The following is a 13,288-nucleotide window of genomic DNA, read 5'->3' on the forward strand; positions in this document are numbered from 1 at the left end:
TGGCCGGTTCTCGCCGACAGGTCCGAAAAACCGGATGAGAAATGACGCGGTCACGACCTACCCTCACGGCGATGGCCGAGAACCAAGCCCCCACGCCCGTGCCCGCCCGGCGGTCGACGGTCCGCTCGCTGCTGCGCCTGTGGCCGTACGTCCGCCCGATCCGCTGGCGGCTGGCCGCCTCGGTCGGCTCCGCCCTGCTCGCCGCGCTCAGCCTGCTGCTGGTACCGGTCGTGCTCGGCCGGATCGTCGACGGACCGATCGCCGACCACGACCTCGACGCGCTCTGGCCGCTGATCGCCCTGCTGCTGGCCCTCGGCCTCTTCGAGGCGGGGCTGTTCTACACCCGGCGGGTGATTCTGGCCAGACCGCTCGCCGGGGTGGAGACCGCGATGCGCGGCGACCTCTTCGCCAGGCTCCAGCGGCTTCCGGTCGCCTTCCACGACCGTTGGGGCTCCGGCCAGTTGCTCTCCCGGGCCACCTCCGACATGTTCACCATGCGGCTGTTCCTGACCTTCCCGCTGGTCTTCCTGATCGTCAACTCGGTGACGTTCCTGGCCGGCACCGCGCTGATGTTCACCCAGGACTGGCGGCTCGCACTGATCGTGCTGCTCCCCGCCGGGCCGCTGCTGCTGCTGACCCGGCGCTTCGAGACCGGTTACTCGGACGCCGCCCGCCGCGCCCAGGACCAGAACGGCGACCTCGCCACCGTGATCGAGGAGTCCATCCTCGGCATCCGCATCCTCAAGGCCTTCGGCCGCCACCGCTCGATGGCCGAGCGGTTCCGCGGGCAGGCGCACCAGCTGCGCCGCACCGAACTGCGCAAGGCCGGCCTGCTGGCCAACCTCTGGGCGGTGATCGTCGGCCTGCCCGAGCTGGCGCTCGGCTGCGCACTCGCGGCCGGCTGCTACCTGGTCGCGCACGACGAGCTGACCACCGGCACCCTGGTCGCCTTCCTCTCCACCGCGCTGGCGCTGCGCTGGCCCGTCGAGTCGCTCGGCTGGCTGCTCGCCTACGCCAACGAGGCCGCCACCGCCACCGACCGCTACTTCGAGGTGCTCGACGAAGAGGTGCCGGACGAGCAGGTTCGGAGCGAGAAGGTACCGGACGAGAAGGTGCCGGACGAGCGGGCGACGCCCCTTCCCGGGAGCTCCCCCGACGGCATCCGCCTCACCGGCGTGCGCTTCCGCTACCCCGACGCCCCGCCCGACACCCCCGACCTGCTCCGCAGCATCGACCTGCACATCCGCAGCGGCGAGACGATGGCCCTGGTCGGCGCCACCGGCAGCGGCAAGACCACGCTCACCGCCCTGCTCCCCCGGCTCTACGAGGCCACCGCCGGCAGCATCACCCTGGACGGGCGGGACATCCGCGAGCTGTCCCGGGAGCGGCTGCGCGAGCTGGTCGCCGTCGCCTTCGAGGAGCCCACGCTGTTCTCGGCCACCGTCCGCGAGAACGTCCTGATGGGCGCGCCCGGCGCCGACGCCGGGCAACTCGCCGCCGCCCTCGCCACCGCCCAGGCCGGCTTCGTCGAGAAGCTGCCCGACGGCGTCGAGACGGAGGTCGGCGAGCAGGGCCTCAGCCTCTCCGGCGGCCAGCGCCAGCGGCTCGCCCTGGCCCGCGCGGTGGTCGGCGACCCGGCCTTCCTGGTGCTGGACGACCCGCTCTCCGCCCTGGACGTGCACACCGAGGCACTGGTCGAACAGGCGCTACGGCAGGTGCTCGGCTCCACCACCGCCCTGGTGGTGGCCCACCGGCCGAGCACCGTGCTGCTCGCCGACCGGGTCGCCGTGCTGGCGGACGGCCGGATCGAGGCCGTCGGCACCCACCACGACCTGCTGCGCACCTCGACGCGCTACCGCGAACTGATGTCGGGCGAGGCCGCCCTCGTACCGGAGGGGAGCCCCGCCCGATGACCACCACGATCGAGCCCGACGAGAAGTCCGCCGCGGAGCCGGAGGACGATCTGCCGCCCCCGCCGGCCGACGAGGAGGACATCCCCGTCCCGCCCGGCGCCCCCCGCGCGCTGCTGCGTGCACTGCTCGGCCCGCACCGGACCCGCATCACGATCGCGATGGTGGTGATCCTGGTCCAGCAGGCGGCGCTGCAGTCCGGCCCGCTGCTGGTGGCGATCGCGATGGACCGGGGCATCCCGGCCCTGCGCGACCACGACGCCGGCCCGCTGATCGCGGTGATCTCGGCCTACCTGTCGTTCGCGCTGCTGAGCACCGTCCTGCAGTGGACGTTCATCAAGATCAGCGCGCGGATCAACCAGGACATCCTGCTGGAGCTGCGCGGCCGGATCTTCCGGCACGCCCAGCGGCTCAGCCTGGACTTCCACGAGCGCTACACCTCGGGCCGGATCATCTCCCGCGCCACCAGTGACGTGGACGCGCTGCGCGAGCTGCTCTCCGAGGGCCTCCAGGAGCTGCTGACCGTCTTCCTCTCGGTCTGTTACATCTCGGTGCTGCTGCTGGTGATGGACTGGCGGCTCGGCCTGGTCTCGCTGGGCTCCTTCGTGCCGCTCTTCCTGATCGCCCGCTCGTTCCGGCGGCGCTCGCGCCTGGTCTACCGCCGCTCGCGCACCTCGGCCGCGTCGCTGATCGTCCGGTTCACCGAGACCATGAACGGCATCCGCCCGGTCAAGGCGTTCCGCCGCGAGCGGGCCAACGACGCCGCGTTCGGGGTGGTGAACCGGCAGTCCGCCACCGCCATGGCGGACGGCCTGCTGGAGATCGCCCGGTACGTCGGCCTCTCCCGCACCACCGCCAACGTCTGGACGGCCGGCGTCGTCCTGCTCGGCGCCTTCCTGGTCACCGACGGCGCGGTGGAGCTGGGCGTGCTCACCGGTTTCGTGCTCTACCTGCGCCGGCTGTACGACCCGATCGACCAGCTGGCGATGTTCCTGAACAGCTACCAGTCGGCCGCCGCCGCCCTGGAGAAGATCGCCGGCCTGCTCGCCCACGAGCCGACCGTCGCCGAGCCGGCCGAGCCGAAGGGGCTGCCGAAGTCCCTCACCAAGGGGCGGGAGGTGCACTTCGAGAAGGCCCGGTTCGGCTACCGCACGGGGAAGGAGGTGCTCCCCGCCTTCGACCTGGTGCTGCCCGCCGGGCAGACGGTGGCCGTGGTCGGTGCGACCGGCGCGGGCAAGTCGACCGTCGCCAAGCTGCTGGCCCGCTTCTACGACCCGACCGGCGGGCGGATCTCCCTCGACGGGATCGACCTGCGCGACCTCGCCACCCCCGAGCTGCGGCGCGGGGTGGTGATGGTGACCCAGGAGTCCTTCCTGTTCTCCGGCACCGTCGCCGAGAACATCGCGCTCGGCCGGCCCGGCGCCACCCGCGAGGAGGTCGAGGAGGCCGCCCGGGCGATCGGCGCGCACGAGTTCGTCGCCGCCCTGCCCGAGGGCTTCGACACCGACGTGCGCAAGCGCGGCGGCCGGATCTCGGCCGGGCAGCGCCAGCTGGTCGCCTTCGCCCGCGCCCTGCTGGCCGACCCGGCGGTGCTGATCCTGGACGAGGCGACCAGCTCGCTCGACGTACCGGGCGAGCAGGCCGTCCAGCGGGCGATGCGGACGGTGCTGGCCGGGCGGACGGCGGTGATCATCGCCCACCGCCTCTCCACCGTGGAGATCGCCGACCGGGTACTGGTGATGGACCAGGGCCGGATCGTCGAGGACGGCACCCCCGAGGAGCTGATCGCGGGCTCCGGCCGGTTCGCCGAGCTGCACCAGGCGTGGCGGGACAGCCTGGTCTGACCGCGGCCCCGCCCGTGGCGCACGGGTGGGGAGGGCCGGCCGGGCCGGTCCTCCCCACCTCACCGGCCGCTCAGCGCAGCAGCCCCGCGTCCATCCCCGCCGACTCGGCCGGCAGCGCGACCAGCCCCAGCTCGGCCGGCGAGGCCAGCCGCGGATGGGCCGGCAGCACCCGGACGGTGTAGCCGAACGGGCCCGTCCGGCAGAGCTCCAGCGAGCCCTCGTACCGGGTGCGCCCGTCGAGGTCCGGCCCGCCGACCGGCTTCAGGGCGAGCACGCAGGCGTCCGAGATGCCGTCCGCCTCGTCCACCCGGCCGGAGACCGCCTGCACCTCGACGTCGCCGGGCTCCAGCGTGCCGAGCGCGACCTGCACCCGGAGCGCCAGTGAGCTGCCCAGCTCCTGCGCCTCGTCCGGGCAGTCCGCCTCGACGTGCTCGACCCGGACGGCCGGCCAGGCCTCCCGCACCCGGGTCTTCCAGGCGGCCAGCTCACGCGCCCCGGCGTAGGGGCCCGTCACGCGCTGCCCCTCGTCGCTCCCGGCACCGGCGCGCCCGTCGGCCCGGACCGGGCCCGGTACCGCGGCCGCCAGCTCCCGCTGGGCCTGCGCGGCGGGCGTGTACAGCCGCTCCACGTACTCGCGGACCATCCGCCCGGCCAGCACCTTGGGCCCGAGGGTCACCAGGGTGTGCCGGACCATGGCGATCCAGCGGTGCGGCAGGCCGTCCGCGCCCCGGTCGTAGAACCGGGCGGCCACCTGGTGCTCGATCAGGTCGTACAGCGCGGCGGACTCGATGTCGTCCCGCCGTTCGGCCTCGCCGCTCTCCGGGTCGAGGACGCCGCCGCTCTCGTCGGCGGTGGGGATCGCCCAGCCGTTCTGGCCGTCGTACCACTCGTCCCACCAGCCGTCGAGGACGGACAGGTTGAGGCAGCCGTTGAGCGCGGCCTTCATCCCCGAGGTTCCGCAGGCCTCCAGCGGGCGGAGCGGGTTGTTCAGCCAGACGTCGCAGCCCGGGTAGAGGTGCCGGGCCATCGCCATGTCGTAGTCCGGCAGGAAGACGATCCGGTGCCGGACGGCCGGGTCGTCGGCGAAGGCGACCATCTGCTGGATGAGCCGCTTGCCGCCGTCGTCGGCCGGGTGGGCCTTGCCGGCGACCACGATCTGCACCGGCCGGGTGGGGTGCAGCAGCAGGGCGCGCAGCCGCTCCTGGTCGCGCAGCATCAGGGTGAGCCGCTTGTAGGAGGGGACCCTGCGGGCGAAGCCGATGGTCAGCACGTCCGGGTCGAGCACCGAGGAGACCCAGCCCAGCTCGGCCTCGCCGGCGCCGCGCTGGCGCCAGGAGGCGCGCAGCCGGCGGCGGGCCTCGTCCACCAGCTGGGCGCGCAGGGTGCGGCGCAGCTCCCAGATCTCGGCGTTGCCGATCCTCCCTCCTTGCCCGCCGTCGGACAGGAGGGGCCCACGCCCCGTCCAGCGCTTGGCGTCACCGGTGGTCATCGCGTCCTCGGCGCGGTCGGCGCCGAGCTCCGCGGCGCCGAGCCGGACGACCGCCGGGTCGATCCAGGTGGCGGCGTGCACGCCGTTGGTGACGGAGGTGATCGGCACGTCCGCGGAGTCGAAGCCCGGCCAGAGGCCGTTGAACATCGACCGGCTGACCTCGCCGTGCAGGGTGGAGACCCCGTTGGCGCGCTGGGCGAGGCGCAGGCCCATGGCGGCCATGTTGAACAGCTTCGGGTCCCCGCCGCGCCAGGTCTCGGCCCCGAGCGCGAGCACCTGTTCGACCGGGACGCCGGGCAGTGCGGCGTCGCCGCCGAAGTGCCGGGCCACCAGGTCCCGGTCGAAGCGGTCGATGCCGGCCGGGACGGGGGTGTGGGTGGTGAAGAGGGTGCCGGCCCGGACGGCCTCCAGGGCGGCGGCGAAGTCGAGGCCGGGGCCGGCCGAGCCGTCGGCGATCAGCTCGCGGATCCGCTCGACGCCGAGGAAGCCGGCGTGGCCCTCGTTGGTGTGGAAGACCTCGGGGGCGGCGTGGCCGGTGAGCCGGCTGTAGGCGCGCACCGCGCGGACGCCGCCGATCCCGAGCAGCATCTCCTGGAGCAGCCGGTGCTCGCTGCCGCCGCCGTAGAGGCGGTCGGTGACGTCGCGCTCGGCCGGCGAGTTGGCCTCGATGTCGGAGTCGAGCAGCAGCAGCGGGACGCGCCCGACCTGGGCCCTCCAGATGTGGGCGCTCAGGGTGCGGCCGCCGGGCAGCGCGAGGTCGATCCGGCAGGGCGTGCCGTCACCCTCCCGGAGCAGGGTGACGGCCAGTTCGTCCGGGTCGAGGAGCGGGTAGCGCTCCTGCTGCCAGCCGTCCCTGCCGAGGGACTGCCGGAAGTAGCCGTGCCGGTAGAACAGCCCCACGCCGATGATCGGGACCCCGAGGTCGCTGGCGGCCTTGAGGTGGTCGCCGGCCAGGATGCCGAGCCCGCCGGAGTACTGGGGCAGCGCCGCGGCGATGCCGTACTCGGGCGAGAAGTAGGCGATGGCGGCGGGCTGCGGGGCGACGGCGGCCTGCTGGCCGGGGCCGTGCGGGGCGGCCTGGTACCAGCGCGGACCGGAGAGGTACTCCCGCAGGTCGTCGGCGAGGTCGCCGAGCCTGCGCAGGAACCGCCGGTCTCCGGCGAGCGCGGCGAGCCGGGCGACCGGGACCTCCCCCAGCAGGCGCACCGGGTCCTCCCCGGTCGCGGCCCAGACCTCCGGGTCCACGGACCGGAAGAGGTCCCTGGTCTCGGGGTGCCAGGACCAGCGCAGGTTGAGGGCCAGCTCGTGCAACGGCTGGAGTTGTTCGGGCAGGACGGTGCGGACGGTGAATCTGCGGATTGCCTTCACGGCGTGAAGCGTAGCCCCGGCGACTGTCATGATGGTGCGTCAAGTGGGCTATTGGGCCTCCGTTCGGCCTATTGGTGAGATCGCATTCGGCGCATTGGACTGCACAGGGGGCGCGCGAGGCGCACTTTCCCGGGGGCCGCGCTACCAATACGTGAACATCGCGGAACAGCTCCATTTCCAGCCGTGGCTCCGCCCCCTCAATGGCCCGAAACTACTGTCGTACCGCTGCGAAAGTCTTGTCCCCGGTGCGACTATGAACCAAGGTCGTTGATGCTGTGGGGAGTGCGGCGACGGGTGGCGCCCCCTTGAAGCAGCACGTCCGAATCCTTTTCGCGTTGATCGTTCCTCAACCTCCTTAGCCCATTCGGCGCCCACGGCGCACCGATGCGTGTCCTCGAACTCGGCCTGCTCGTTCACGGGTGGGTTGGGTCGCCCAGGGGCGTGCCCCGAGAGGCGTGCGCCGGGACGCGCGCGGGCTCTCGGGCTCCCCGCCACGGGCTTGGCGGGCGCGGGGCAGGTTGCCGGGGACGGCGGCGCGGGCAGGCTTCCGGTCGCACGGCCTCCCCACCCAGCAGTCCTCCCGGTACTCCCCCCGGCCCGTGCGGCCCGCGGGAGCTGCCGCCGATCTCGGGCAGGAGTTTGGCATGCACGGCGACACGCGGGACCAGTCCACACCGGTGGCCGACACCGTCGACGCGGGGGTCGCGGAATCCGCCGGACGGATGGATTCTGACACCCGGACAGACGCGCCGATGCCGGCACCCCGGGGTGCCGGGGCTATCCGTACGGAGCATCAGAGCGAACCGGCCCGACAACCCGGGGCCGAGGAGATCCGCCCCGCGGCACCGCGCAAGCGCACCACCACCCGGCGCAGCGCGACCGCCGCCACCACCGGCAAGGCCGCCACCACGGCCGCCGCCACCGCGAAGGCCGCCACCAGGGTCGCCGCCGGAGCCGACGCCGCCGGGGCCGACGCCGCCCCCCGCAACGCTCCCGCCCGGACCGCGACCACCCGCAAGCCCTCCGCCCGCAAGACGACAGAGAGCGACACCGTGATCGGCCGCATCCCCGTCCTGGACGTCAGCCCCCTCGTCGACGCCGGCCGCCGCCCGGCCAAGGCCGTGACCGGCGAGGCCTTCCTGGTCACCGCCACCGTGTTTCGCGAGGGCCACGACGCGGTGAACGCCAACGTGGTGCTGCGCGACCCGCGCGGCCGCAGCGGCCCGTGGACGCCGATGCGCGAACTCGCCGAGGGCACCGACCGCTGGGGCGCCTTCGTCACCCCGACCGCGCCCGGCCGCTGGTCCTACCTGGTGGAGGCGTGGAGCGACCCGCTGGCCACCTGGCGCAAGACCGCCGCGGTGAAGCTGCCCGCCGGGATCGACACCGCGCTGGTCCTGGAGGAGGGCGCGCTGCTGCTGGAGCGGGCCGCCGGCGGCGTGCCCAAGAAGGAGGGCCGGGCGCACGTCCTGGCCGCGGTGGACGCGCTGCGCGACACCGGCCTGCCGCCGCTCTCCCGGCTCGCGGCCGCGCTCGCCCCCGAGGTGCTGGACCTGCTGGCCCGTTACCCGCTGCGCGAGCTGGTCAGCGCCTCCCGCCCGCTGCCGCTCCAGGTGGACCGCGAGCGGGCGCTGTACGGCTCCTGGTACGAGTTCTTCCCCCGCTCGGAGGGCGCGGTGGTCGACCCGGCCGGCGTCGAGCCGCCGCGTTCGGGCACCCTGCGCACCGCCGCCGAGCGGCTGCCGGCCGTCGCGGCGATGGGCTTCGACGTGGTCTACCTGCCACCCGTCCACCCGATCGGCCGTGCCTACCGCAAGGGCCCGGACAACACCCTGACGGCCGGCCCGCACGACGTCGGCTCGCCGTGGGCGATCGGCTCGCCCGAGGGCGGCCACGACGCGGTCCACCCCGACCTCGGCACCATCGAGGACTTCGACCACTTCGTCGCCGAGGCCGGGGCGCTGCACCTGGAGGTGGCGCTGGACTTCGCGCTGCAGTGTTCGCCGGACCACCCGTGGGTGAACAAGCACCCGGAATGGTTCAGCCACCGCGCCGACGGCTCCATCGCCTATGCCGAGAACCCGCCGAAGAAGTACCAGGACATCTATCCGATCAACTTCGACCAGGACATGGACGGAATCGTCAAGGAAACCGTCCGCATCCTCCGGTTCTGGATGTCCCACGGCGTGCGGATCTTCCGGGTCGACAACCCGCACACCAAGCCGGTGCTGTTCTGGGAGAAGGTGCTCGGCGACATCGCCCGCACCGACCCCGATGTCGTGTTCCTGGCGGAGGCGTTCACCCGCCCCGCGATGATGCACACCCTGGGGAAGATCGGTTTCCACCAGTCGTACACGTACTTCACCTGGCGCACCACCAAGCAGGAACTCACCGACTACCTCACCGAACTCAGTGGTGACGCCGCCGCCTACATGCGGCCCAACTTCTTCGCCAACACCCCGGACATCCTGCACGGCTACCTGCAGACCGGCGGCCGGGCCGCGTTCGCGATCCGCGCGGTCCTGGCCGCCACCCTCTCCCCCAGCTACGGCGTCTACGCCGGCTACGAGCTGTTCGAGAACGAGCCGGCCCACCCGGGGTCCGAGGAGTACCTGCACTCCGAGAAGTACGAGCTGCGCCCGCGCGACTGGAGCCGCACCGACACCCTGGCCCCGCTGCTCACCGTGCTGAACCGGCTGCGCCGCCGGCACCCGGCCCTCCAGCAGCTGCGCGGCCTGCGCTTCCACGCCACCGACAACGACCAGGTGCTCGCCTTCTCCAAGACGGCCACCACGGCCGAGGGCCTCACCGACCACGTCCTCACGGTGGTCAACCTGGACCCGCACCACGTACAGGAGGCCACCGTCACCCTCGACGGGGACGGGCCGTTCGCGGTGCACGACGAGCTCACCGGCGCCGCCTACACCTGGGGCCGGCACAACTACGTCCGGCTCGATCCCTCAGCCGAGCCGGCTCACCTCCTCACGGTTCGGAGGAACCCAGCGTGACAGTGAACGAGCCCGTCCCCGACACCTTCCCCGAGACCTCGAAGAAGAACCTTGACCCCGAGTGGTTCAAGCGTGCGGTCTTCTACGAGGTGCTGGTGCGGTCCTTCCAGGACAGCAACGGCGACGGGGTCGGGGACCTCAGGGGGCTCACGTCCAAACTCGACTACCTCCAGTGGCTCGGGGTCGACTGCCTCTGGCTGCCGCCGTTCTTCGCCTCACCCCTGCGCGACGGCGGTTACGACGTGGCCGACTACAAGTCGGTCCTGCCGGAGTTCGGCGACCTCGCCGACTTCATGGAGTTCGTGGACGCCGCGCACGCCCGCGGCATGCGCGTGATCATCGACTTCGTCATGAACCACACCAGCGACCAGCACCCGTGGTTCCAGGCCTCCCGGGAGGACCCGGACGGCCCGTACGGCGACTTCTACATGTGGGCCGACGACGACAAGCAGTACCCCGACGCCCGGATCATCTTCGTCGACACCGAGACCTCCAACTGGACGTACGACCCGGTGCGCAAGCAGTACTACTGGCACCGGTTCTTCTCCCACCAGCCGGACCTCAACTACGACAACCCCCGGGTCCAGGACGAGATGATCGCCGGACTCCGGTTCTGGCTCGACCTCGGCATCGACGGCTTCCGGCTGGACGCCGTGCCGTACCTGTTCGCCCGCGAGGGCACCAACTGCGAGAACCTGCCGGAGACCCACGAGTTCCTCCAGCGGGTCCGCAAGGAGATCGACGCCGACTACCCCGACACCGTGCTGCTCGCCGAGGCCAACCAGTGGCCGGAGGACGTCGTCGACTACTTCGGCGACTTCGCCTCGGGCGGCGACGAGTGCCACATGGCGTTCCACTTCCCGGTGATGCCGAGGATCTTCATGGCGGTCCGGCGGGAGTCCCGCTACCCCGTCTCCGAGATCCTCGCCAAGACCCCGAAGATCCCCGGCGGCTGCCAGTGGGGCATCTTCCTGCGCAACCACGACGAGCTGACCCTGGAGATGGTCACCGACGAGGAGCGCGACTACATGTACGCGGAGTACGCCAAGGACCCGAGGATGCGCGCCAACGTGGGCATCCGCCGCCGGCTCGCCCCGCTGCTGGAGAACGACCGCAACCAGATCGAGCTGTTCACCGCCCTGCTGCTCTCCCTCCCCGGCTCGCCGGTGCTCTACTACGGGGACGAGATCGGCATGGGCGACAACATCTGGCTGGGTGACCGGGACGGCGTGCGCACGCCGATGCAGTGGACCCCGGACCGCAACGCGGGTTTCTCCTCCGCCGACCCGGGCAGGCTCAGTCTGCCGCCCATCATGGATCCGGTGTACGGCTACCAGGTGACCAACGTCGAGGCGCAGCAGAGCAGTTCGAGTTCGCTGCTGCACTGGACGCGTCGCATGATCGAGATCCGAAAGCTCAACCCGGCCTTCGGCCTGGGCACGTACACCGAACTGCCCTCCAGCAACCCCGCGGTGCTGGCCTTCGTGCGCGAGCACGAGGGTGACCTGGTCATGTGCGTGAACAACTTCTCCCGGTTCGCGCAGCCGACCGAACTGGACCTGCGGCAGTACGGCGGGCGGTATCCGGTGGAGCTGATCGGCGGGGTGCGCTTCCCCTCGATCGGCGAGTGGCCGTACCTGCTCACGCTCGCCGGGCACGGCTTCTACTGGTTCCAGCTCCGCCAGCCCCCGCGGCTGAGCGGAACCAGGCGATCGAAGTAACGATCCATCAGGCGCCGCCCCCCGTACCCGGGCGCTCCGGCGCCACCCGCACCACCAAACCCTCCGGGGGCGCGAGTTGAACCCGACGCGCCCCCGGAGGTCTCTGCACCACCGCGTACGGAGAACAGCCCAACGGCCACCCACACGAAGGCGTGACACCTGAGCACCGCTCGCGTGCCGTCGCCGCCGCGCCGCCGAAATCCGGAAGACTGACGGACCCGGCCAGACCCGTCGGGCACCCGCCCGCTTCCGGGGAAAGGGAGTCATGTCCGAAACCTCCCGTTCTCAAGCCCACGTGCACCGCGACACCCCCGCCGGCCCCGTGCCGGTGGGCACCCGCGGTGCCGGGGCCCGGAGAACCGCTCTGGGGGTCAGCGAACTCGTCCAGGCGGCCCTGCCGCTCATCGCCGAGTGGCTCCCCACCCAGCGCTGGTACGCCGGCAAGGGGCGGCCCATCACCGGCCTCACCCTGGTGGTCGGCACCCCGCTCCAGGTCGGCGACCCCGCCCTGCTCCACCTGCTGCTGCGGGTCGAACACGCCACCACCGCCGGCGCACCGCACGGGGACATCTACCAACTGCTGCTCGGCATCCGCTCCCAGGGGCCCGCCGGCATCGAGCCCACCGCGGTGCTCGGCCGGCTCACCCAGGGCCCGTACGACGGCGCCGCGCTCTACGACGCGGTGCACGACCCCGAGCTCACCGGGCGGCTGCTGGAACACCTGGCCACCGGCGACCGGTTCGGCTCCCTGTCGTTCCGCCGCACCCCCGGCTCCGGGCTTCCCGCCAACCTGCCCGGGCGCGCCTCCACCGCCGAGCAGTCCAACAGCTCGGTCATCTACGGCACCTCGTACATCCTCAAGCTGTTCCGCCGCATCCACCCCGGCACCAACCCCGACCTGGAGCTCTCACTGGCGCTCTCCCGCGCCGGCTCCACCCGGATCCCCCGGGTCGCGGCCTGGTTCGAGAGCCGGCTGGAGCGCGCCGAGCCGGCCACCCTCGGACTGCTCCAGCGCTACCTCCCGGAGGCCGAGGACGGCTGGGAGCTGGCGCTCGACCAGGTCGGCCGGCTCAAGGGCGACCCGTCGCCCGGCAACTTCGCCATCGAGGCCCACCGGCTCGGCCGGGCCACCGCCGAGGTGCACCGGGTACTGGCCCGCTCGATGCCGGTCGCCCGGCTGGACCGCACCCAGACCCGGCAGCTGGCCACCGCGATGGCCGACCGGCTCGACAGCGCGGTGGCCGTCGTCCCCGGGCTGATGCGCTACCGGGCCGCGCTGCGCACCGCCTTCCAGCAGCTCGCCGACGCCCACCCGGACGGCATGCCGGTCCAGCGGATCCACGGCGACCTGCACCTCGGCCAGGCCATGCGCACCCCGCACGGCTGGGTGCTGCTGGACTTCGAGGGCGAGCCGGCCAAGTCCGTCGCCGAACGGCGCGAACCGCAGACCGCGCTGCGGGACGTCGCCGCGATGCTCCGCTCCTTCGACTACGCCGCCGCCCACCTGCTGGCCGGCGGCCCGCACGACCCGGAGCTGGCCCACCTGGCCGCCGCCTGGGCGCAGCGCAACCGCACCGCCTTCTGCGCCGGCTACACCGCCGGCGGCGGCACCGACCCGGCGGCCTCGCCGGAGCTGATGCGCGCGCTGGAGATCGACAAGGCGGTCTACGAGGTGGTGTACGAGGCCCGGCACCGGCCCGGCTGGCTGCCGATCCCGCTGGCCGCGATCAACCGGCTCGCGCTCACCGTCTGACCCCGCCCTCCGCCTGTCCCTCCCTCCCCTCTTGCTCCCCAGCCCCTGTTCCTTGATCCCCCTCTTGCCTCCTTCCCCGCCCGCCCCTCGTCCCCGTCCGACCCGCTCCGCCCCGCTCCCGCCCTGCCCCGCTCCCGCCCCGGAGCGGACCCACCCCGCCGCCGACGATCCGCGGCCACCCCGAATCCGCAGGAG

General features: G+C 72.8%; 6 protein-coding genes. 5 read left to right on the top strand and 1 reads right to left on the bottom strand.

All coding sequences use genetic code 11. The annotated features are described in order from the left end of the window. Positions 1-71: 71 nt before the first annotated feature. On the top strand, positions 72-1,913 hold the full coding sequence (locus C2142_RS13520; RefSeq protein ID WP_148642865.1) for an ABC transporter ATP-binding protein: 1,842 nt from the start codon (positions 72-74) through the stop codon (positions 1,911-1,913). After that, positions 1,910-3,754 (top strand): ABC transporter ATP-binding protein, encoded by a 1,845-nt coding sequence (locus C2142_RS13525; RefSeq protein WP_148642866.1) that lies wholly within the window; start codon positions 1,910-1,912, stop codon positions 3,752-3,754. Before C2142_RS13520 ends, C2142_RS13525 begins: the two co-directional genes overlap by 4 nt. 70 nt (positions 3,755-3,824) lie before the next feature. Here C2142_RS13525 and glgP read toward each other — a convergent pair whose 3' ends face one another. Beyond that, a complete protein-coding gene (glgP, locus tag C2142_RS13530) occupies positions 3,825-6,611 on the bottom strand; it encodes an alpha-glucan family phosphorylase (RefSeq protein ID WP_148642867.1) in 2,787 nt (928 codons plus the stop codon). A 1,052-nt stretch (positions 6,612-7,663) separates the two neighbouring features. On the opposite strand from glgP, the gene C2142_RS13535 reads away from it, so the two are divergent. The 3 genes from C2142_RS13535 to C2142_RS13545 all read left to right on the top strand — a co-directional run bounded on the left by C2142_RS13535 (position 7,664) and on the right by C2142_RS13545 (position 13,093). Beyond that, positions 7,664-9,619 carry an alpha-1,4-glucan--maltose-1-phosphate maltosyltransferase gene (locus C2142_RS13535; RefSeq protein WP_148642868.1) on the top strand — a complete coding sequence of 652 codons (1,956 nt, stop codon included), beginning with the start codon at positions 7,664-7,666 and terminating at the stop codon, positions 9,617-9,619. Continuing rightward, entirely contained in the window at positions 9,616-11,340 is a 1,725-nt protein-coding gene (gene treS, locus C2142_RS13540) for a maltose alpha-D-glucosyltransferase (RefSeq protein WP_148642869.1), read from the top strand. Before C2142_RS13535 ends, treS begins: the two co-directional genes overlap by 4 nt. 265 nt (positions 11,341-11,605) lie before the next feature. Next, positions 11,606-13,093, top strand: coding sequence for a phosphotransferase (locus tag C2142_RS13545; RefSeq protein ID WP_148642870.1), 1,488 nt, complete (start codon positions 11,606-11,608; stop codon positions 13,091-13,093). Positions 13,094-13,288 lie beyond the last annotated feature (195 nt).

This window comes from Streptomyces sp. CB01881 (assembly GCF_002953255.1).
Lineage (GTDB): Bacteria > Actinomycetota > Actinomycetes > Streptomycetales > Streptomycetaceae > Kitasatospora.